General features: G+C 64.0%; 22 protein-coding genes. 14 read left to right on the top strand and 8 right to left on the bottom strand.

Annotated elements, in window-relative coordinates:
• Positions 1–2: 2 nt before the first annotated feature.
• Positions 3–1,361, bottom strand: a complete 1,359-nt coding sequence (locus GRI97_RS06335) for a spinster family MFS transporter (protein WP_161390223.1) — start codon at positions 1,359–1,361, stop codon at positions 3–5.
• A 176-nt stretch (positions 1,362–1,537) separates the two neighbouring features.
• Entirely contained in the window at positions 1,538–1,762 is a 225-nt protein-coding gene (locus GRI97_RS06340) for a hypothetical protein (RefSeq protein WP_161390224.1), read from the bottom strand.
• 190 nt (positions 1,763–1,952) lie between these two features.
• Here GRI97_RS06340 and GRI97_RS06345 point away from each other — a divergent pair, with 190 nt between their 5' ends.
• From GRI97_RS06345 to cysS, 3 genes are all read left to right on the top strand, one after another.
• Positions 1,953–2,849: an EamA family transporter gene (locus GRI97_RS06345; protein ID WP_161390225.1), complete on the top strand. Its 897-nt coding sequence runs from the start codon at positions 1,953–1,955 to the stop codon at positions 2,847–2,849.
• Between the two features lie 92 nt (positions 2,850–2,941).
• Entirely contained in the window at positions 2,942–3,451 is a 510-nt protein-coding gene (locus tag GRI97_RS06350) for a DUF2939 domain-containing protein (RefSeq protein ID WP_161390226.1), read from the top strand.
• Between the two features lie 81 nt (positions 3,452–3,532).
• The gene (gene cysS, locus GRI97_RS06355) at positions 3,533–4,987 is read left to right on the top strand and encodes a cysteine--tRNA ligase (RefSeq protein ID WP_161390227.1); all 1,455 of its coding nucleotides are present in this window, start codon (positions 3,533–3,535) and stop codon (positions 4,985–4,987) included.
• 3 nt (positions 4,988–4,990) lie between these two features.
• Here the strand turns inward: cysS and GRI97_RS06360 are convergent, their stop codons facing one another.
• On the bottom strand, positions 4,991–5,701 hold the full coding sequence (locus GRI97_RS06360; RefSeq protein ID WP_161390228.1) for a TonB-dependent receptor: 711 nt from the start codon (positions 5,699–5,701) through the stop codon (positions 4,991–4,993).
• 55 nt (positions 5,702–5,756) lie between these two features.
• Here GRI97_RS06360 and GRI97_RS06365 point away from each other — a divergent pair, with 55 nt between their 5' ends.
• The 3 genes from GRI97_RS06365 (at position 5,757) to GRI97_RS06375 (ending at position 9,923) form a co-directional block, all read left to right on the top strand.
• A complete protein-coding gene (locus GRI97_RS06365) occupies positions 5,757–6,695 on the top strand; it encodes a D-2-hydroxyacid dehydrogenase (RefSeq protein WP_161390229.1) in 939 nt (312 codons plus the stop codon).
• A gap of 93 nt (positions 6,696–6,788) precedes the next feature.
• A complete protein-coding gene (locus tag GRI97_RS06370) occupies positions 6,789–8,459 on the top strand; it encodes an acetolactate synthase large subunit (protein ID WP_161390230.1) in 1,671 nt (556 codons plus the stop codon).
• Between the two features lie 30 nt (positions 8,460–8,489).
• The gene (locus GRI97_RS06375) at positions 8,490–9,923 is read left to right on the top strand and encodes an aldehyde dehydrogenase family protein (RefSeq protein ID WP_202392595.1); all 1,434 of its coding nucleotides are present in this window, start codon (positions 8,490–8,492) and stop codon (positions 9,921–9,923) included.
• Positions 9,924–9,963: 40 nt separating this feature from the next.
• On the opposite strand, the gene GRI97_RS06380 is transcribed toward GRI97_RS06375, so the two are convergent.
• On the bottom strand, positions 9,964–10,317 hold the full coding sequence (locus GRI97_RS06380) for a hypothetical protein (RefSeq protein WP_161390231.1): 354 nt from the start codon (positions 10,315–10,317) through the stop codon (positions 9,964–9,966).
• Positions 10,307–10,495 (bottom strand): hypothetical protein, encoded by a 189-nt coding sequence (locus tag GRI97_RS06385; protein WP_161390232.1) that lies wholly within the window; start codon positions 10,493–10,495, stop codon positions 10,307–10,309. Before GRI97_RS06385 ends, GRI97_RS06380 begins: the two co-directional genes overlap by 11 nt.
• Positions 10,496–10,636: 141 nt before the next feature.
• Here GRI97_RS06385 and GRI97_RS06390 point away from each other — a divergent pair, with 141 nt between their 5' ends.
• Both GRI97_RS06390 and GRI97_RS06395 read left to right on the top strand, forming a co-directional pair.
• Entirely contained in the window at positions 10,637–11,293 is a 657-nt protein-coding gene (locus GRI97_RS06390) for a S24 family peptidase (protein ID WP_161390233.1), read from the top strand.
• A gap of 29 nt (positions 11,294–11,322) precedes the next feature.
• A complete protein-coding gene (locus GRI97_RS06395) occupies positions 11,323–11,997 on the top strand; it encodes an MBL fold metallo-hydrolase (RefSeq protein WP_328598505.1) in 675 nt (224 codons plus the stop codon).
• 12 nt (positions 11,998–12,009) lie between these two features.
• On the opposite strand, the gene GRI97_RS06400 is transcribed toward GRI97_RS06395, so the two are convergent.
• On the bottom strand, positions 12,010–12,906 hold the full coding sequence (locus tag GRI97_RS06400) for an AraC family transcriptional regulator (protein ID WP_161390234.1): 897 nt from the start codon (positions 12,904–12,906) through the stop codon (positions 12,010–12,012).
• A gap of 148 nt (positions 12,907–13,054) precedes the next feature.
• Between GRI97_RS06400 and GRI97_RS06405 the strand changes: the two genes are divergently transcribed.
• On the top strand, positions 13,055–13,780 hold the full coding sequence (locus tag GRI97_RS06405; RefSeq protein WP_161390235.1) for an SDR family oxidoreductase: 726 nt from the start codon (positions 13,055–13,057) through the stop codon (positions 13,778–13,780).
• A gap of 59 nt (positions 13,781–13,839) precedes the next feature.
• Here GRI97_RS06405 and GRI97_RS06410 read toward each other — a convergent pair whose 3' ends face one another.
• Positions 13,840–14,106 (bottom strand): Txe/YoeB family addiction module toxin, encoded by a 267-nt coding sequence (locus GRI97_RS06410; RefSeq protein WP_161390236.1) that lies wholly within the window; start codon positions 14,104–14,106, stop codon positions 13,840–13,842.
• Positions 14,103–14,357 carry a type II toxin-antitoxin system Phd/YefM family antitoxin gene (locus GRI97_RS06415; RefSeq protein WP_161390237.1) on the bottom strand — a complete coding sequence of 85 codons (255 nt, stop codon included), beginning with the start codon at positions 14,355–14,357 and terminating at the stop codon, positions 14,103–14,105. Before GRI97_RS06415 ends, GRI97_RS06410 begins: the two co-directional genes overlap by 4 nt.
• Positions 14,358–14,602: 245 nt before the next feature.
• Here GRI97_RS06415 and GRI97_RS06420 point away from each other — a divergent pair, with 245 nt between their 5' ends.
• From GRI97_RS06420 to GRI97_RS06435, 5 genes are all read left to right on the top strand, one after another.
• Positions 14,603–15,502 carry an alpha/beta hydrolase gene (locus GRI97_RS06420; protein WP_161390238.1) on the top strand — a complete coding sequence of 300 codons (900 nt, stop codon included), beginning with the start codon at positions 14,603–14,605 and terminating at the stop codon, positions 15,500–15,502.
• A 1-nt stretch (position 15,503) separates the two neighbouring features.
• Positions 15,504–17,102, top strand: a complete 1,599-nt coding sequence (locus tag GRI97_RS06425; protein ID WP_161390239.1) for a flavin-containing monooxygenase — start codon at positions 15,504–15,506, stop codon at positions 17,100–17,102.
• The gene (locus GRI97_RS06430; protein ID WP_161390240.1) at positions 17,102–17,887 is read left to right on the top strand and encodes an SDR family NAD(P)-dependent oxidoreductase; all 786 of its coding nucleotides are present in this window, start codon (positions 17,102–17,104) and stop codon (positions 17,885–17,887) included. Before GRI97_RS06425 ends, GRI97_RS06430 begins: the two co-directional genes overlap by 1 nt.
• A gap of 130 nt (positions 17,888–18,017) precedes the next feature.
• Positions 18,018–18,143 carry a hypothetical protein gene (locus GRI97_RS18785; protein ID WP_268891155.1) on the top strand — a complete coding sequence of 42 codons (126 nt, stop codon included), beginning with the start codon at positions 18,018–18,020 and terminating at the stop codon, positions 18,141–18,143.
• Between the two features lie 477 nt (positions 18,144–18,620).
• On the top strand, positions 18,621–19,664 hold the full coding sequence (locus GRI97_RS06435; protein ID WP_235917626.1) for a metallophosphoesterase: 1,044 nt from the start codon (positions 18,621–18,623) through the stop codon (positions 19,662–19,664).
• Positions 19,665–19,689 lie beyond the last annotated feature (25 nt).

The raw sequence follows: 19,689 nt of genomic DNA on the forward strand, positions 1-19,689 counted from the left end.
TTTTATTCACCGCGGAACCGGCGATAGGCAGGCATGGCCAGCAGCAGCATCACCACCATGATCGGGGCGGCGGTGCCGATGACCACACTCATGGAATAGCGGATATCGGCCGGGTCGCGAAACACATAGTCGGTCATCAGCCCGATCACCGTTGGCCCCACGCTGAGCCCCACCAGCGTGGTGAAGGTCACATAGATCGCACTCACCTGGGCCCGTGCCCGGTTCGGCACGATCAACTGCAGCGATGTCGCCGCACAGGGGAAGGGCATGTTGCAGAAGAACAGCGTTGCCGCCAGCAGCGCCAGCGCCAGTTCGCCACTCGGCATCAGCGGCGCCAGCGTGCCGCAGACCCCGCCAATGGCAAAGCCGCCCGCCGCCACCTTCAGCGGGGCATCGCGATGCCCCCGTGCCGCCAGCCGGTCGCTCAGCAGCCCGGCCACATACACGCCCGCCGTGCCAGCAATGATCAGCGCCAGGCCGAAGCCCAGCCCGATCCTCGCCGGGTCCCAGCCATAGCTGCGCTGGAACAGCGCCGGGGCCCAGATGGTCACCGAATAGGCAACCAGCAACACCATCGCGAAACCGATGAACATCGGCACAAGCGCCCGCCAGCGCTCCCCGACCAGCGAAACCACCTCGCGCGCAGGCAGCGCGCGTTCAGGCGGGGGCAGGGCGTGCTCCTGCGCACCCCGCCGCGCCGGTTCACGGCACAGCAGGAACAGCGGCACGAGCAGCAGGCCGGGCGCACCGACGATCAGAAAGGCGGCCTGCCAGGGAGCAAAACCGTCCAGCATTCCGCCATGGATCAGCGACGATCCGGCCAGCATGGTCAGCAGGCTACCCCCGCCGATGAAGGCCAGGCCCTGCCCCATCGGGGCGCTCATCAGAAAGCCGGATACCGGCCGGCCCAGCTTTTCGGGCGGGAAGTGATCGGCCAACATCGACAGCCCCGCCGGGGTCAGGCTCGCCTCACCAACAGCCACCCCGATCCGGGTCAGAAACAGTATGGCATAGCTGCGGGCCAGCCCCGATGCGCAGGCAAAAATGCTCCAGAAAAACAGGCAGATGGCGATCAGGTTCTTGCGCGAATGGTTGTCCGCCATGCGGCCCAGTGGGATGCAGGCGAGGACATAGAATATGCCGAAGGCGACGCTCTGCAGGGCTCCAAAGGCGGTGTCGTTCAACCCGAATTCGGCCTTGATCGGCTCGACCATCAGATTGATCACCGTGCGGTCGAATTGCGACACGATCGATGCCAGCGCCAGCAATCCCACCAGCAGCCAGCCGCGCCAGGGCGCCGGCCAAGCGTCAATCGTTTCCGCTCGAGTGGGGGTAGCCATCTCGCCCGTCATGCTGGCCATGCGGAATCCTCTGCCTCATGTCCGGTCCGGTCTGTTCCGGATCCATGTTAACGGTAACATGACGCGGCAGATGACAATGTCAACCGCATGGAAATCATGCGGCTCAACGGCTTGGAATGCTAAGGTAAAAGATACGCTGGCGGCCCCGCCGCCAGCGATTTTCGCGCGGCTTGTCTTCAGGCGGCCATGCGTGAGTTCAGGCTTGCCGCAGCACCTTGGCGCCTTTCGAATTCCTGCTGATCGGGCAGCTGGTCGAAGGCTGGCGCAAAGCCGAGCAGCTCATAGAGGGATCGGATCAGGAATGGATAGCCATCGCCTGATTTGGGGTCGGTTCTGGCGCATTCTCCAAGCACGGGATCAACCGTGCGATAGAGCCCGCGCCTCACAGGTTGGGTTCGCATGGCGGCCGCCTAACAGCGAGTCATGCGCCGCGCCATGGGCAGATGTGTGGTGTCATGGAGTCGTCACAAATGGCCGATTTGTGCGGCACACAGGCCCATCGGAGCGCAGAACCACCCCCTGTGCCGCTTGGCTCGCCCAAGCAATTGCTTTGCTGCCACGGGCGCTGCCCTGTGCCACGGCCGGGCAGATATGTTGTGGGTTCCCATCACCATCGCAGGTGCCGTGGCGCAAGTGCTGCGCAATGGCGCCCAGGCTTCGCTGACCGGCCGCATCGGCACGCTTGGCGCGACTCAGGTTCGCTTCGTGTTCGGCCTGCCGTTCGCGCTGCTGTTTCTGGGGCTGGTGCTTGCGGTCGGCGGCCAACCCCTGCCGCATTTCACGATGGATGTCTGGGGCTGGGCGGGGCTGGGCGCATTGGCGCAGATCTTCGCCACCGCGCTGATGTTGGCGGTGATGCGGCGGCGCGCCTTTGCCGTGGCATATGCCTATATCAAGACCGAACCGGTGGTGGTGGCGGTGCTCGGGGTGATCCTGCTCGGCGATCATTTGTCGGTGCTGGCCTGGATCGCCGTGGTGATCGTCACGGCCGGCGTGCTGATATCCTCCATCGCGCCACAGGATTTGCGCAACCTCCTGAAAGAAGGGCGGATGATGGCCGCGGGCGTGGTGTCGGGCGGGCTGTTCGGCCTGTCCTCGATCGCCTTTCGCGGCGCCATCGATGGATTGGAGGGCGGTGGCTTCGTCCTGCGGTCGATGACCATTCTCGTCACCTCCCTCACCATCCAGACTCTGCTGCTGGGCATCTGGCTGGCCCTGCGCGATCGGCAGGCATTCATCGGATCACTGCGCGAATGGCGCCGCAGCACCGGTGCAGGTTTTCTGGGGGCGCTGGCCTCTGCCTTCTGGTTCATGGCCTTCGCGCTGACCCCGGCCGCGAATGTCCGCACCCTGGCGCTGATAGAAGTTCCGGTGGCGGCCTTGCTGTCCCGCCGGGTATCCGGCCGCCGACTCTCGCTCCGGGAAATGGCCGGTCTCGTCATCATCACACTGGGGGTGGCACTGCTGTTTCTGTCTGCTGCGCTATGACCGCTGCCGTTGCACGGGCCGCCGATCCGTGCCTTGTATGGCGGAATTTCTCCCCGTTTGATGGGCAATCTGCCGGATTATAAGGAACCGCCATGCGCAAATGGATCATCATCACCGTGCTGGCGCTCTGCGCGGCGGCGGGCTGGGTCTATGCTTCCCCCTGGCTGGCGATGAGCGGCTTGCGCGATGCGGCCATGGCGCATGATGCTGATGGCCTGGAACAGCGGGTGGATTTCCCGGCCGTGCGGCAATCGCTGAAGGGGCAGTTGCAGGGCCAGATCTCGCGGGAGGCGCGGCAACGCCGGGATGATCCGATTGCCGGCGTGGGTGCGCTGCTGGCGGGAACGCTGGTCGGCAGCGTGGTGGACCGGATTGTCACGCCCGATGGCGTGGCCAATCTGCTCGCAACCGGGCAACTGACCCCGCAAACGCCGGGGCAGAGCGAGCCTGAGGCTGAATGGCAGGTGTCGCGCCAGGGGCTCACCCGCTTCACTGCGACCCCGAAATCCGGCAATGGCGATCCCGCACCAGTGCTGCATTTCGAACGGCAGGGCCTGTCCTGGAAGCTTGTCGGCGTGGATGTGCCGCAGCTGGATCGATAAGATCCCGCGCCCCTGCCTCAACGCGCTTGCTGCCAACGCCCCGGCTTGTCGAATTCGGGGCGGCGACCTATGCCGCGCGGCATGACTGATACGCCTCTGCAGCTGTTCAACAGCCTGACCCGCCAGCTGGAAACCTTCCAGCCCGTCCATCCGGGTGAGGCGCGCGTCTACAGCTGCGGGCCGACCGTCTACAACTATCCGCATATCGGCAATATGCGCGCCTATGTGTTTGCCGATGTGCTGGGTCGCACGCTCAGCTGGAAGGGCTATGCGCTCACCCATGTGATCAACATCACCGATGTCGGGCATCTGACCGATGATGCCGACGCGGGTGAGGACAAGATGGAAAAGATGGCTGCGCAACAGGCGCAGTCGATCTGGGATATCGCGGCGCATTACACCCAGGCCTATTGGGCCGATGTGAAGGCGCTGAACATCCGCCAGCCGGCGCAATGGTCGATCGCGACCGAATATGTCCCGGCGATGATCGAATTTGCCGAAAAGATCGCGGACAAGCACTGCTACGAACTCGACAGCGGGCTTTATTTCGATGTCGCTTCGGTCGCCGACTACGGTCGGCTGGCGCGTCACAGCACGGATGAGGGCGAAGGGCGGATCGAAGCGGTTGCCGGCAAGCGGCAGGCGGCCGATTTCGCGATCTGGCGCAAGACGCCGCCGGGCGAGACGCGGCAGATGGAATGGGATTCGCCCTGGGGTCGCGGCGCGCCGGGCTGGCATCTCGAATGTTCGGTGATGAGCGGGCAATTGCTCGGCTTCCCGTTCGATATCCATACCGGCGGGATCGACCATCGCGAAATCCACCACCCGAACGAGATTGCCCAGAACCAGGCGTTCTGCTGTACCAACGGGCTGGATGTCGCCGCCAACAGCGGCGCGCGCATGTGGATGCACAACAATTTCCTGGTCGAGCGGAGCGGGAAGATGAGCAAGAGCTCGGGCGAATTCCTGCGCCTGCAATTGCTGATCGACCGTGGCTATCATCCGCTCGCCTATCGTCTGATGTGCCTGCAGGCGCAGTATCGCAGTGAGCTGGAATTCAGCTGGGACGGGCTCGGCGCCGCGCTGGTGCGGTTGAAGCGCATGCTGATTGCCGTGGAAAAGCTGGGCGATGCCGCAGCGGGCGATGCCGATCACCCACGCTTCGCGCCCATGCTGGACAAGTTCGACGCTGCCATCAGCGACGATCTCAACACCGCCATCGCCCTGACCGCGTTGGAAGAGGTGCTGGCGCTGAAGAAGGTCGATGCCGGGGCCAAGCGCGCCGTCATCGCCCGCATGGATGCGGTGATGGGGCTGGGCCTGTTCGACATCACCCGCAGCGATCTGCGCCTGCGTCCGAAGGCAGCGGCCATAACGGAGGACGCGATCGACCAGGCACTCACCCGCCGCCTCGCCGCCCGTGCAGACAAGGATTTCGCTACCTCCGATGCGATCCGCGACGAACTGTCCGCCGCCGGGGTGGAGGTGATGGACGGGGATCCGATCGGTTGGGAATGGCGGCTGGGTGAGGGCTGAATCTCAGCGCGGCTGCGGCACGATCAGCAGCTTGTAAGGGATATACAGCAAAACTTCGGATGGGCTGGATCGTGCCCATTGCACGGGCATGTTCAGCCCTTCGATCTGCACGGCATAATCCGCGCCGATGCTGCCGGCCATTTCGTGTGCGTCGGCAGCAATCGCCTTGGCGATGTCGGCGCGGTAGCTGTCCGGCCCGATGATGGACAGGGTGGCGTCGCCCAATTCATCCATCTGCGCCCGTCCCACCTCGGGTACTGCCTCGATATAGCGGGCAATTCTCGCTTCGGCAGAACTGCCCGTTTCCGATCCGGATAGCGGGGCCTTTACCAGGAATATCAATCGCTCGCTGTCCGGCCGGTTGTCGTTCTGCAGCGAGATTTCGTCGATATTGTCCAGAGTCAGCGCGGTGAGAACATAATCGCCATAGGCCAGCTGCACCCCTTCGCGAGCGGCGATCTGCACCGCCCGGCGCAACATCTCGCGGATTTCCTGCCGCCGCTGGGTCTGATCGCGCGTGTCGCCACGGATGATCACCTGCTGGACCAGGAAATCGGCCTTCCGCCGCAGTCCCACCGCCGGCATGTCGCGCTCGTAATCATCCTGCTCTATGCGCGATCCGGTCACCACGATTTCCGCGCTGCGCAGATCCTGCGCCACGGCCGGCGCGGCCAGGCAGGCAGACAACAACAATGCGCCAATAAGCCTTTTCATCACTGCAACTCCCCCGTTACGGTGCCAGCGTCCTGCAAAGACCATGGGGTGTCAATTGACCATTGCCGTTCTGCCGGAATCGCTGCGCGCCACGCTGGAGCCGCGCCTGCCCGCTTGGGTGGTGCCGCGCTGGTGGGCCGATGTGGCGCAGATGCATGATCTGGCGCCGCAGGCGGAAATCGGCTGGTTCGATCTGCATGTGAAGCCGCCGGCCTTGCGCGCGGTCGAACTGGCGCAGGACCTGCGCTGGCTCAATTGCGGCTATGCCGGGGTCGACTGGCTGCCGCTGGCCGAACTGGACCAACGCGGCGTGGCGCTGACCTGCGGGGCCGGGCTCACCGCCATCCAGGTGGCGGAATTTGCCGTGATGGGCATGCTGACCATTGCCAAGGATTATCGGGCTGTCGTGCGCGCGCAGGATCGCCACGAATGGCTGGCCGCGGCACCGGGCACGCGCGAACTGGCGGGCAGCCGGGCGCTGCTGCTGGGCTATGGCGCGATCGGGCAGGCAATCGCCCGCATGCTGCGCGGTTTCGATGTCGATGTCGTCCCCGTGCGCAGCCGTTCGGGGGAGGGGGCACTGGGCCCCGATGAATGGCGGGCGCAATTGGGAAGTTTCGACTGGATCGTGCTGGCCTTGCCGGGCACGCCCGACACGGCGGGTATCATCGGTGCGGCCGAACTGGCAGTTTTGCGCCCCGATGCAGTGCTGATCAATTTCGCGCGCGCCGATTGCATCGATCAGCCGGCCCTGATCGACAGCCTGCAGCAGGGGCGCATCGCCGGTGCCATGCTCGATCTGACCGATCCGGAGCCTTTGCCGGCCGATCATCTGCTGTGGTCGCTACCCAACGCCCACATCACCATGCATCTCTCAGGCATTCCCACCCCGGCCAGCCGCCAGCGGGCGGCCGACCGCTTCATCCGCAACTGCGATGCCTTCCACCAGGGCGTGCCGCTGGAAGCCCAGGTCGATCTGTTGCGCGGATACTGATCCCCGCTCGCGCGTTCCCTTCCGGGAAGGGCCGCTGCGCGGGGTGACAGGCACCCCTCCGCTGGCTAGGCTGTCCCAAAATGGGAGGGATTCTTGACCGAACACACCGCCAGCCAGAAGGCATCCGACTTGTTTGTCGAATGCCTGGAAGCCGAAGGGGTGGAATATATCTTCGGGGTTCCGGGCGAGGAAAACCTCGATTTCCTCGATTCCCTGTCCCGTTCCGGTAAGATCCGGCTGGTGCTGACCCGCCATGAACAGGGCGCCGGTTTCATGGCTGCCACCTATGGCCGGCACACGGGCAAGGCCGGTGTCTGCCTGGCGACACTGGGCCCGGGGGCGACCAATCTGGTCACCAGCGCCGCTTATGCCCAGCTTGGCGGCATGCCGATGGTGATGATCACCGGGCAGAAACCGATCAGGAAATCCAAACAGGCGCGGTTCCAGATCCTGGACGTGGTTGCGATGATGGATCCGCTGACCAAATTCACCCATCAACTGGTGTCGGCGGACAATATACCCAGCCGCGTGCGCGAAGCCTTCCGCCTGGCGCAGGAGGAAAAACCCGGCGCCACCCATCTCGAACTGGCGGAAGATATCGCGGCGGAGCATGCGACATCCCGCCCGATCGCGGCATCGCATGCGCGGCGCCCCTCGGCAGACAGCAAATCGGTACGCCGCGCCGTCGCCGCAATCCAGAAGGCAAAATCGCCGCTGCTGGTGATCGGGGCCGGGGCCAATCGCACCATGACCTGCCGCATGCTGCGCCGCTTTGTCGACAAGACCGACATCCCCTTCATCACCACCCAGCTGGGCAAGGGGGTGATCGATGAACGCCATCCGCAGTTTCTGGGCTGCGCCGCGCTGTCCGCCGATGATTTCGTGCATCGGTCGGTCAAGGCGGCCGATGTGATCATCAATGTGGGTCATGACGTGATCGAGAAACCGCCGTTTTTCATGAAGGAGAGCGACGAGGGGCCGACCGTGATCCATGTGTCGACCCGCACGGCGGAGGTCGATCCGGTCTATTTCCCGCAGATCGAGGTGATCGGCGATCTCGCCAATGCCATCTGGCAAATCAAGCAGGGGCTGGAGCCGCAGAACCACTGGAACTTCGATGCCATGCTCGCCTTCCGCAAGGCAGAGGTGAAGCATACGGCGGCGCTGGCAGCGGATGCCCGTTTCCCCATCTTCCCGCCGCATCTGGTGCAGCAGGTGAGGGAGGTGATGCCCGATGACGGGATCATCTGCCTCGACAATGGCATTTACAAGATCTGGTTCGCCCGCGGATATGACGCCTATCTGCCCAACACAGTGCTGCTCGACAATGCCTTGGCCAGCATGGGCGCGGGCCTGCCCAGCGCGATGATGAGCGCCATGCTGTTCCCGGATCGCAAGGTGATGGCTATCTGCGGCGATGGCGGTTTCATGATGAACAGCCAGGAATTGGAAACCGCGGTCCGGCTGGGGCTGAACCTGACCGTGCTGGTGCTGCGCGATGATGCCTATGGCATGATCCGCTGGAAACAGGCGCATATGGGCTTTGCCGATTTCGGGCTGACCTACGGCAACCCCGATTTCGTCGCCTATGCGCAGGCCTATGGCGCGAAGGGTTATCGGGTGGAAAGCAGCGTCGATCTGGCCCGGTTGCTGGCCCATTGCCGCAGCGCGCCGGGCGTGCATCTGATCGATTGCCCGGTCGATTATTCGGAAAACGACGCCATACTCAACAATGACATCAAACGGCTAAGCGCGGCGCTCTGACAGCCGGTACCGACCGGGAAGAGGATATTTATGCCCAAATTGAAAGACGTCTATCCGCTCTATCTGAACAACAAGCCGGTGCAGCCCAACACCGATCTGGTGGTGACGGACAAATTCACCGGCGAAGTGGCCTTCCGCACCGCGCTCGCCACGCCCGATGTCATCGAGGAAGCGATCGCCGGTGCCGTGCGCGCCGCCGGCCCGATGGCGCGGCTGGCCAGCTATGAACGCCAGGCCGTGCTGCAGCATTGCGTGGACCGGTTCCGCGAACGCTTCGACGAACTGGCCTATGCGCTGTGCGTGGAGGCGGGCAAGCCGATCAAGGATGCTGAGGGCGAGGTTACCCGCCTGATCGATACCTTCCGCATCGGCGCGGAAGAGGCGGTGCGCAATTATGGCGAGGTTCAGCCGCTCGATATCTCGCCCCGGGCGAAGGGCTATATGGGCATCTGGCGGCGCGTGCCGATCGGGCCGTGCAGCTTCATCAGCCCGTTCAATTTCCCGCTCAACCTTGCCGCGCACAAGGTCGCCCCGGCCATCGCCATGGGCTGCCCCTTTGTGATGAAGCCCGCCAGCCTCACCCCGCTTGGCGCGATCATCATGGGCGAAGTGCTGGCCGAAACCGATCTGCCCGAAGGCGCGTTCTCGATCCTGCCGGCCCATCGCGACGGGGCCGATCTGTTCACGACGGATGAACGGCTGAAACTGCTCAGCTTCACCGGTTCGCCCGAGGTGGGTTGGGCGCTGAAGGCGAAGGCCGGCAAGAAGAAGATCGTGCTCGAACTGGGCGGCAATGCCGCCGCCGTGGTCGATCGGGATGCCGATCTCGATCACGCGGTCGAACGCATCGTGTTCGGTGCTTTCTACCAATCGGGGCAGAGCTGCATCGGGGTGCAGCGGATCATCGCCCATGCCGATATCTATGACGAATTGCGCGATCGATTGGTGGCGAAGACCAAGACATTGATCGCCGGCGATCCGAAAGATCGGGATACCTTCATCGGCCCGATGATCTCCGAGAAAGAGGCAAGCCGGCTGAAGGGCTGGATTGATGAGGCCGTGGCAGCTGGGGCGAAACTGCTCTGCGGCGGCGGCCTGACCGGCGCCATGCTGGAGGCGACACTCCTGGAAGATGTCCCGGCAGAATGCGCCGCCAACACCGAGGAGGCTTTCGGCCCGCTGGCCAATCTGTCCCGCTTCACCGATTGGGCCGATGCGCTGGCCCAGGTCAATGATAGCAAGTTCGGCCTGCAGGCCGGCATCTTCACCCGCGACATCCACCAGGTGCTGGAAGCCTGGGACGATCTGGATGTCGGGGGCGTGGTGGTGAACGATGTGCCCAGCTATCGCGTGGACAACATGCCTTATGGCGGGGTCAAGGATTCCGGCCTGGGCCGCGAAGGCATCCGCTTCGCGATGGAAGACATGAGCGAAATCCGCAATCTGGTGATCCGCCGCCTGTGACCTAGGGGGGAGGCGGCATGATGTTCCGCCTCCCCACTCATCACGCCTCTTCCAGCAACAGCAATTCGCACGACATCAGCAGCACCGGCGGGTGCATCTGATGATCGACCTCGCACACCCGTGCCTCTGCCACAAGCTGGCCGGGGATGGTGAATTCATGATCGGGCAGCTCCGCGATCATCTCTTCGGCCACGGCAATCGCCGCTTCGCCTTCGAACCGCAGATCGAACCGGTGGCGCGTGCCGGCGAAGCTGATGCTGGCCCAGTCGGTTTCCCGGTGGCGCAGCACGCAGCCGCGTCCATCCATCATTTTTTCCAGCGCATTGCGGGCGCGTTCGCCGGCGTTGCGGCGCGGGCGGTGGCGGCCGGAGGGGCGGATCGGTTCAATCTGCATGGGCATTCTCCCGGTATATGTTCATGAAATGTTCCACCCGTCTTTCCGTGGCAAGGCGCGGCTCCCGCCCGTTGCGCAGGCTGTAGACGAAATTGGGATCGCGCGTCGCCAGCCGGCCGAATCGGCTGGCGGGCATGCCGGTCTGGCGGAGAAAGACCTCGATCTTGCGGATCAGCATCCTTAAAATCCTCATGTTTGAATGGTCTGGTTCAGGGCAGCTGCGAGAGGGTGGAGTCGATGGAACCCTGTGTCGGATGAAATTTCCTACTTGTCTAGGAAAAATACTACGTATAGGGTGACTGTCCTATGATGACGCAGGATGATGCTCATGGACGCCCGTCAGACACTCGCCGAACTCGCCCGGCAACGTGGTACCAGCCTTGCCGCGCTTTCCCGTATGATCGGCAGGAATGGTACGTATTTACAGCAATATATAACCAAGGGTTCGCCCAAGAAGCTCGAAGAGGACGACCGGCGCAATCTCGCCCGTTTTTTCGGGGTGGATGAATCGCGGCTCGGCGGTGGGCCGGGCGGGGCGGGGGATAAATCCTACGAAGCTGCGCCACGCGATGATTGGGTCGATGTCCCGCGGCTGTCGCTCCGCGCCTCCGCCGGGCCCGGGGCTGTGGGGGGCGGGCAGGAAGTGGCCTTCGATGCCTTCCGCTTTTCCCGCCGCTGGCTGCGCGAACAGGGGCTGGAGCCCGGCATGCTGTCCGCCATCCGCGTGATGGGCGATTCCATGGAACCGCTGCTGCGCGACGGGGATGAGATCCTGGTCGATCGCAGCCAGCGCCCGTTCCGCGACGGGGTGCATGTGCTGCGGCTGGGCGATGTGCTGCATGTGAAGCGGGTGCAATCCGGGCAGCCGGGCCGCATGCTGCTGATCAGCGCCAACACCGCGTACGAACCGCTGGACGTGTCGGCGGGCGATGTCGAACTGGTCGGTCGGGTCGTGTGGAAGAGCGGGAGATTGTAATCCGGCGCCCGATTGGCCACTTACCGCCCATGACCGAAACCACCACCCAGGCCGCACTGCGCGCCGCGATCATTCCCGTCACGCCCTTTCAGCAGAATTGCTCGCTGATCTGGTGCAGCCGGACCATGCGCGGCGCCTTGGTCGATCCGGGCGGCGATCTGCCCAAGCTGAAGGACGCGGTGCAGCGCGCCGGGGTGACGCTGGAAAAGATCCTGATCACCCATGGCCATGCCGATCACTGCGGCCAGGCCGGCATGCTGGCGGCTGAACTCGGCCTGCCGATCGAGGGCCCTGCCGAGCCGGACCGGTTCTGGATCGCCCGGCTGGAAGATGATGGCCCGCGTTTCGGCATCGAGACCAAGGTGTTCGAACCGACCCGCTGGCTGGTCGATGGCGACACGGTCACCGTCGGTGATCTCGAACTCGAAGTGATCCATTGCCCCGGCCACACCCCGGGCCATGTGGTGTTCTTCCATCGCGGCACCAGCTTCGCCTTCGTCGGCGATGTGCTGTTCGCCGGCTCGATCGGGCGCACCGATTTTCCGATGGGCAATCATCAGGATCTGCTCGACGCAATCACCGGCAAGCTCTGGCCCTTGGGCGACGGCGTGACCTTCGTGCCCGGCCATGGCGATGTCAGCACATTCGGACAGGAACGCCAGACCAACCCCTATGTCAGCGACCGGGCGATCGCTGCGGGGTAAATTGCCCGGCGATCAAACGGCTGCGATGAAGCTTTCGCTGTCCTGCAGCCGCTCGATATCCTGACGCGGCGGCGCGCCGAACAGGCGGCGGTATTCGCGGCTGAACTGGGACTGGCTTTCATAACCCACCGCAAATCCGGCGGCGCCCGCCGGGGCGCTTTCCGTCATCATCAGTCGGCGGGCTTCCTGCAGGCGCAACTGCTTCTGATATTCCAGCGGCGTCAGGCGCGTGATGGCCTTGAAATGGGCATGCAACGATGATGCGCTCATCCCGGCGGCTTCGGCAATCTCCTGGATCCGCAGCTTTTCGTGGAAGCTCTGCCGGATAATCGCGATGGCGCGGCTGATCTGGCTCAGGTGATTGTCGGCGGTCGACATCTGCCGCAGCAGCGGGCCGTGCGGTCCATGCAGCAGCCGATAGAGGATTTCCCGCTCCACCAGCGGGGCCAGCGCGCCGATGCTGGCCGGTTGTTCCAGCAGTTCGATCAGCCGGCACGCGGCATCGATCAGCGCAGGCTCCCCCGGATAGACGGCCAGCACCGGCAGATCGGATCGGACGGGGGCCGCACCTTCGGCAATTATCAGATCTGCCAGCGCCGCCATGTTCAGGTCGATCTTGGCACAGAGATAGGGCCGATCCGGGCTGGCATCGATCACATGGCCGACCAGCGGCAGATCGACCGAAACCAGCAGATAGCGGGAGGCATCATAGACGACACTGTGATCACCCAGCGATGCCTGCTTGGCGCCTTGGGCGATAAGGCAAAGCGATGCCTCATAGACCGACGGCACGGGCACGGTCGGATGATCGGCCCGGATCACGGACAGCCCGGCTATCGCTGTCCCGCTCATTCCGGATGGCGGCGCATGCTGCAGGATGGAATTGGCCAGATCGGTAATCGTTCGCATGTCGCCATACTTTCCCAAGCTGCCCGCTACCCGCAAGCGCATTCTGGCTGATATGGACAATCAGGCAAAGATCCCGGTCGATCGATCTAACGCATGGCCGCCGCTGTCCGGCACAAGTGCTGCATGATTGAACGGAAGGATTGATGTCATGAACGGAATTGACGGCAAAACCATTCTCATCAGCGGCGCGTCGAGCGGGATCGGCGAAGCCAGCGTGCGCGAACTTGCTGCGGCCGGGGCGCGGCTGTTCATCGGTGCGCGGCGGGCAGACCGGCTGCAGGCACTGGCCGATGAACTGGGGGACAATGTCGCCTGGCGGCCACTCGACGTCACCAGCCCGGACAGCTTCGCCGCTTTCGCCGATGCTGCAGAGGCGCGGTTCGGCCGCATAGATGTGCTGGTGAACAATGCCGGCATCATGCCGCTGTCCCCGCTCGCCGCGCTCAAGCGGGACGAATGGGCGCGGATGATCGATGTGAACATCCATGGCGTGCTCAATGGCATTGCGGCGGTTTTGCCGCGCTTCACCGCCCAGGGCGCAGGGCATGTGGTCAATGTCGCATCGATCGGCGCCCATCTCGTCGTCCCGGCCGCGGCAGTCTATTGCGCCACCAAATATGCGGTCTGGGCCATCACCGAAGGGCTGCGGCAGGAACATGACGATATTCGCGCCACAGTGATTTCCCCCGGGATTGTCGCGACCGAACTGGGCCATGACATCACCGATCCGCAGGTGTCCGATGCCCTGAAGGGCTGGCGACAGCAAGCCCTGACCCCGGACGCCATCGCGCGTGCGATCCGCTATGCGCTGGAACAGCCCGAAGGCGTCGATGTGAACGAGATCATCGTCCGCCCGACCGCCGCGAATATGTAGGACATGCCAAGGGGCGGCGCAGGGCTGCCCCCTATTTCGATCAGCTGTGGCGGGATCGGTCAGTAATGAAACCGGCACTGGGCGATTTCCAGCTGCTGGTTGGGCGCCGTGCCGGTGACGCGATAGACCAGCCGATCTTCCAGCGTGATCCGTCTGGACCACCAGCCCTTCAGATCGCCTTTCAACGGTTCCGGCTTACCGGTGCCCTTGAACGGCGTGCACTGGCATTCATTGATCAGATCATTGACTCTCCGCAGCGTGTTGGGCGCATGGGCCTGCCAGTGAAGATAGTCTTCCCAGGCCGTGTCAGCGAAAACGAGCTTCATGGCTCGATAAGATCACGCGCCTTGCCTTTGCCGCCATCCAGCTGATCCACCGCATCCAGCAGTCGTGCACGATTTGCCTTGCTCGAAAGCAGATGCATCGTTTCTTCGATCGCATTCCAGTCCGACAGGGAAATCATCACCACCGATTCCGCCTTCTGGCGAGATACGATCACGGGCGATCGATCCGCGACCACGCGGTCCATGATTTCTTTTAGATGAGCGCGGGTATCGGAATAGCTGATCACATCCATGGCGGTCTCCTGGCGTTAATATGTACAGTAACTTGTACAATTGCAAGATCGGCAGGTGTGGAACGCCCGACGATCTGCCGCGCTACCGCACCAGCTGATCCAACCCATTTCGCCCCAGTACAAAAATACTGCGCCCTCATGCAGGCCCGCCGGAAATGCGCCGCCTATCGTCATGTCTGAACCCAGCGACCCGCCGGATGCCCTCTGGCCCGGGTTTCAAAAGCTGGAATGACGGAGAGGCTTGAATGGCAAATGCAATATTGGACCAGCTGATCGCCGGCATGCGTGCCGGTGGGCCGGACTTCAGCGATCCCCCGCTCGAAGTGCGCGCAACCTTTGCTGCTTTGCTGGATACCATGCCCGAACCCGATGGGGTGGTTTTCACCGAAACCACGCTGGGCGGGGTCCCTGCGCTTGAATGCCGGGCGGATGGCACGTCAGATGATGGCGTGCTGCTCTATCTGCATGGCGGCGGCTATGTCGCGGGCAGTGCGCGCGGCTATCGCGGCCTGCCGGCGGCGCTGGGCCGGGCGGCGGGCATTCGCGCCATCGCGCTCGATTACCGCCTCGCGCCGGAGGCTCCCTTTCCCGCCCCGGTCGATGATGTTCTGGCCGCCTATGATGCGCTGATCGATCAGGGTGTTCCCGCCGCCCGCATCCTGCTGGCCGGGGATTCGGCCGGCGGCGGGCTGACCATGGCAACGCTGATCGCCCTGCGCGACGCTGGCAAGCCGGCGCCCGGCGGGGCGCTGCTGCTGTCCCCCTGGGTCGATCTGACCGGGCAGAGCGCCAGCTGGCAGAGCAAGGCCGATGCCGATCCTTCGCTCACCCCGGCCGGGCTGGCCGCTGCGGCGGGGCATTATCTGCAGGGGCAGGACGCGCGCGCGCCGCTCGCCTCACCGCTGTTTGCCGATCTCTCCGATCTGCCGCCGCTGATGATCCAGGTCGGATCGTCCGAAATCCTGCTCGACGATGCCACCGGGCTTGCGGCCCGCGCGGGCGCGGCGGGCACCTCTGTCCGGCTGGAGGTCTGGCCGCAGATGATCCACGTCTGGCAGGCATTTTCCTTCATGCTGCCCGAAGGCCAGCAGGCAATCGATGCCGCCGGCCAGTTCTTCCGTGATCGCTTGGCGGGGGCACAGTGACATGGCTGAAACTGTGAAACTCGATGCGCTGGTGGTGGGCGCCGGCTTTGCCGGGCTCTACATGCTGCACAAGCTGCGCGAACAGGGCCTCTCCGCCCAAGTGGTCGAAGCCGGCAAGGGTGTCGGCGGCACCTGGTACTGGAACCGCTATCCCGGCGCGCGCTGCGATATTCCCAGCGTCGAATACAGCTTCTCCTTCTCTCCGGAACTGGAGCGGGATTGGCGCTGGAGCGAACGCTACGCCCCGCAGCCGGAAATCCTCGCCTATCTCGAACATGTCGCCGATCGGTTCGATCTCAACCGCAATATCCAATTCGAAACGCGGGTGACGGCGGCGCAATGGGATGAAGCGGCCACCTACTGGCATGTCGAAACCGACCGGGGGCAGGCCTATACCGCCCATTATCTGATCCTGGCCACTGGTGCCCTTTCGGCACCCAATCTGCCCGATCTGCCGGGGTTGGACAGCTTCACCGGCACAGTGCTGCACACCGCGAAATGGGATGAAAGCGTCGATCTGACCGGCCGCAATGTCGCCCTGTTCGGTACCGGATCTTCGGGAATTCAGGTCACTCCCGAACTCGCGAAGCGGGCCGCGCAACTCACTGTGTTCCAGCGCACCCCGAATTTCGCGGTGCCCGCTGGCAATCATCCGCTGAGCGATGAATATCTGGCCGAAATCGCCCCGCAATTGCCGGGCCTGCGCGAACAGGCGCGGCAATCCCCGCTTGGCTTCTTCGCCACCCCCAGTCCGGGCCTGGCGAAGGAGGCGACGGCCGATGCCCGTGCGCAGCGGCTGGAACAGCATTGGGCCGCCGGCACCACCGGGCTGCTGCTCGCTTACGAGGATCTGCTGTTCGATGAAGAATCGAACAGCCACGCCGCCGAATTCGCGCGGAGCAAGATCGCCGGGCAGATCAACGATCCCGAAACCGCCCGCAAGGTCACGCCGCAGGGCTATCCGCTCGGCTCCCGCCGCCTGTGTTCGGAAATCGGTTTCTACGATGCGCTGAACCGCGACAATGTGGCCGTGGTGGATGTGCGCGAAGAACCGGTCACGCAGATCACCGGCGATGCGATCCAGACGTCGGATGGCACCTATCCCGCCGATGTGATCGTCTTCGCCACCGGCTTCGATGCTGTCGTGGGCGCGATCAATGCGATCGACATCCGTGGGGAAGGCGGGCGGTCGCTGCGGGAAGAATGGGCCGATGGGCCACGCGCCTATCTCGGCCTGGCGGTGGCCGGTTTCCCCAATCTCTTCACCATCACCGGCCCCGGCAGCCCGTCGGTCCTCAGCAATGTCGTACTGTCGATCGAACAGCATGTCGAATGGATCGCGCAATGCCTGTCCGATCTGGATGCACGCGGCGTTACCCGGCTGGAAGCGCAGGCAGATGCGGAACAGGAATGGATGGAACATTCCGATGCCATCGCGCAGCAGACGCTCTTTCCGCGCGCCAACAGCTGGTACCACGGCCGCACGCGTGACGGGCGGCGGGTGTTCCTGCCCTATCTGGGCGGCTGCGGCGCCTATCGGGACAAATGCAATGCGGTGGCCGCTGACAATTACGCCGGCTTCGATCTGGGGAGGGACTGATGGGACGTTTCACAGGCAAGGTGGCGCTCGTCACCGGAGCAGCCGGCGGGCTGGGCGGCGCATCGGCACGCCTGTTTGCGGAAGAGGGCGCGCAGGTCGTGCTCACCGATGTCGCGGCGCAGGCCGGGCAGGCGATCGCGCAGGAGATCGACGGGCGCTTCATCGCCCATGACGTATCCGATCCCGCGCAATGGGATGCGGTGGTGGCCGAAACCCTGGGCATCAGCGGGCAGATCGACGTGCTCGTCAATGCGGCGGGGATAGAGGGCGATCTGGGGCAGGGCGGCCTCGCCACCAGCTATGCAGAATTTCGCCGCGTGCTGTCGATCAATCTCGACGGCACCTTCCTGGGCTGCATGGCGGTGATGCCGCATATGATGGAACAGCGGCGCGGCGCGATCGTCAACATCGCCTCGATCGTGTCCTTCATGGGCACGCCGTCTGGCCTGGCCTATGGCGTCAGCAAGGCGGGCGTCGAACAGCTGACCCGATCGCTGTCGATCATCGGGGCGGAAGACGGCCGGCGCGTGCGCTGCAATTCGGTTCACCCCGGCGTGATCCGCACCCGCATGACCGACAGCATCATCGCCACCTTCGCCGCTGCGCAGGGAATTACGGAGGATGAGGCGGAAGCAATCGTCAATTCCGCCGTGCATTTCCGCGAACGCGGATCCCCGCGCGACATCGCCGAAACGGTCGCCTTCCTCGCCAGCGATGCGGCCGGCTATGTCACCGGCGCCGCCTTCCGCGTGGACGGCGGCTGGAGCGTCACCAGCGCAGGGTGAACTGAGCGTAGACTGCGGAGGGCTTCAGACAGGGTTGCCAGCAGGCTGGCATCCCTGTTGGCCTGCAATCAGTACGGGGGCCTTGATGCTGAGACTCGCGCCCCCGCACAAACACTGTTAACATCCCCTCATGACTGCCGAACGCGCCATTTTTGACCGTCCTGATCAGGAAGATGCGGATTCGCAGGCCGATATCGAGGCGGACGCAGAGGATAGAGCGGGCAAGGTCGTCGACCACGCTGAGGTCGCTGCGTAGCTGAAGAAATGGGGAACAGATGCTGAAACAGGCCTGCCCCCTGAATGGCTCAGGTAGTCTGGACGCAGCGGGCTCTGCGTCGGCTCGAAGCCGATCTGGCTGACCCTTTAGTCGCCTCCCAAGAGACGCCCGGAGAACCCGCCTCGCATGCTCCAATTGCATCAGAGGTGCCAGCCAGACCGGAGCGCAAAATACTGTCGCGCCGTGACATTGTAAATAATCTGGGTCAGAAAATGGGCGGGCGCATCACGTTCACCGAGAGTGAGCGGATCGCTGAACTGTTTAAAACCCGCAATCTGTCCATCGCGCTGCATGAGCTGCGGTACCGGAAAACGCAGCCCACGCCTTCTCCCGCACGCGAGAGCCCCTATCTGGTCACTTCATCCGCGCTCGAGGACCAGTCCCATCTCCCATCTCTTCTTCGCAATTCCCTGCGCCTATGTTCTTGCGCGCTGGCTCTGGCCGCTTTCCATCCCGATGGCATGGAAGGCCGGTTTGGGCGTGCTGCTGCTGATCGGTTCGCAATATCATCTGTGGAGCAGGCTTTCCTCCGGCTCGATCTTCGATCCGGAATTCCCGCGCGAAATCGTGATCGCGTTCAATGGGCTTTTCGGCGCGCTGCTGATCCTGGCGGTGTTGCAGATCCTGCTCGATCTGGGCCTGATCGCCACCGCCATTGTGCGGCGCGGTTTCATCGGCGCGCCGGACTGGCTTCGTTTCGCCATGGGTGGCACTGCGGCCATTCTTTCCGGGATAGGCGTCTGGAACGCGATCCGCGTGCCGCCGGTCAAGGATGTGGAGATCGCCATTGCCGGCCTGCCGCCCCGGTTTGACGGCTATCGCATCATCCAGCTGACGGACATGCACATCAGCCGACTGTTCCCCGCGACATGGACGCGCAGCGTGGTGGATCGCACCAATGCCGCCGGGGCGGATCTGATCGTCGTCACCGGCGATTTCATCGATGGTTCCGTCGCCCTGCGCCGCGCCGATGTCGAACCGCTGCGCGATCTGCGTGCGCCCGATGGCGTCTATGCGATCCCCGGCAACCACGAATATTACTTCAGCTACCCCGACTGGATGCGCCATCTGACGGGCATGGGTTTCCGCATGCTGCCCAATGCCCATGCGGTGCTGTCACGCGGCGCTGACCGGCTGGTGCTGGCGGGAGTAACCGATCTGTCGGCGCCCGCCATCGGCCAGCCAGGCCCCGATCTGCGCGCCGCACTGAATGGCGCGCCGCAGGGCGTACCGGTCATCCTGCTGGACCATCAGCCCAAGCTGGCACGCAAGGCCGCCGATGCCGGGGTCGCGCTCCAGCTGTCGGGGCACACGCATGGCGGGATGATCACCGGACTCGACCGGCTGGTCGCCCCGGCCAACAATGGCTTCGTGTCCGGCCGCTACGATCTCGGCGGCATGGTGCTTTATGTCAGCAATGGCACGGCCTTGTGGCCCGGTTTCGCCCTGCGCCTTGGCCGCCCGTCAGAATTGACCCGCATCACCCTGCGCCGTCGATGATGGAGGGTGCGTGCTGGAAGAATCG

Source organism: Croceibacterium xixiisoli, assembly GCF_009827305.1.
Classification (GTDB): Bacteria; Pseudomonadota; Alphaproteobacteria; order Sphingomonadales; family Sphingomonadaceae; genus Croceibacterium_C; species Croceibacterium_C xixiisoli.

Bases quoted from the DNA above. Each gene is read 5' to 3' on its own strand.
- cysS (WP_161390227.1), top strand. From the start codon at position 3,533: ATGACTGATACGCCTCTGCAGCTGTTCAACAGCCTGACCCGCCAGCTG.
- GRI97_RS06375 (WP_202392595.1), top strand. From the start codon at position 8,490: ATGCCCAAATTGAAAGACGTCTATCCGCTCTATCTGAACAACAAGCCG.
- GRI97_RS06340 (WP_161390224.1), bottom strand. From the start codon at position 1,762: ATGCGAACCCAACCTGTGAGGCGCGGGCTCTATCGCACGGTTGATCCC.
- GRI97_RS18785 (WP_268891155.1), top strand. From the start codon at position 18,018: ATGACTGCCGAACGCGCCATTTTTGACCGTCCTGATCAGGAAGATGCG.
- GRI97_RS06425 (WP_161390239.1), top strand. From the start codon at position 15,504: ATGGCTGAAACTGTGAAACTCGATGCGCTGGTGGTGGGCGCCGGCTTT.
- GRI97_RS06335 (WP_161390223.1), bottom strand. From the start codon at position 1,361: ATGGCCAGCATGACGGGCGAGATGGCTACCCCCACTCGAGCGGAAACG.
- GRI97_RS06405 (WP_161390235.1), top strand. From the start codon at position 13,055: ATGAACGGAATTGACGGCAAAACCATTCTCATCAGCGGCGCGTCGAGC.
- GRI97_RS06400 (WP_161390234.1), bottom strand. From the start codon at position 12,906: ATGCGAACGATTACCGATCTGGCCAATTCCATCCTGCAGCATGCGCCG.
- GRI97_RS06415 (WP_161390237.1), bottom strand. From the start codon at position 14,357: ATGGATGTGATCAGCTATTCCGATACCCGCGCTCATCTAAAAGAAATC.
- GRI97_RS06435 (WP_235917626.1), top strand. From the start codon at position 18,621: ATGGCATGGAAGGCCGGTTTGGGCGTGCTGCTGCTGATCGGTTCGCAA.
- GRI97_RS06410 (WP_161390236.1), bottom strand. From the start codon at position 14,106: ATGAAGCTCGTTTTCGCTGACACGGCCTGGGAAGACTATCTTCACTGG.
- GRI97_RS06350 (WP_161390226.1), top strand. From the start codon at position 2,942: ATGCGCAAATGGATCATCATCACCGTGCTGGCGCTCTGCGCGGCGGCG.
- GRI97_RS06360 (WP_161390228.1), bottom strand. From the start codon at position 5,701: ATGAAAAGGCTTATTGGCGCATTGTTGTTGTCTGCCTGCCTGGCCGCG.
- GRI97_RS06385 (WP_161390232.1), bottom strand. From the start codon at position 10,495: ATGCTGATCCGCAAGATCGAGGTCTTTCTCCGCCAGACCGGCATGCCC.
- GRI97_RS06395 (WP_328598505.1), top strand. From the start codon at position 11,323: ATGACCGAAACCACCACCCAGGCCGCACTGCGCGCCGCGATCATTCCC.
- GRI97_RS06430 (WP_161390240.1), top strand. From the start codon at position 17,102: ATGGGACGTTTCACAGGCAAGGTGGCGCTCGTCACCGGAGCAGCCGGC.
- GRI97_RS06390 (WP_161390233.1), top strand. From the start codon at position 10,637: ATGATGCTCATGGACGCCCGTCAGACACTCGCCGAACTCGCCCGGCAA.
- GRI97_RS06420 (WP_161390238.1), top strand. From the start codon at position 14,603: ATGGCAAATGCAATATTGGACCAGCTGATCGCCGGCATGCGTGCCGGT.
- GRI97_RS06345 (WP_161390225.1), top strand. From the start codon at position 1,953: ATGTTGTGGGTTCCCATCACCATCGCAGGTGCCGTGGCGCAAGTGCTG.
- GRI97_RS06380 (WP_161390231.1), bottom strand. From the start codon at position 10,317: ATGCAGATTGAACCGATCCGCCCCTCCGGCCGCCACCGCCCGCGCCGC.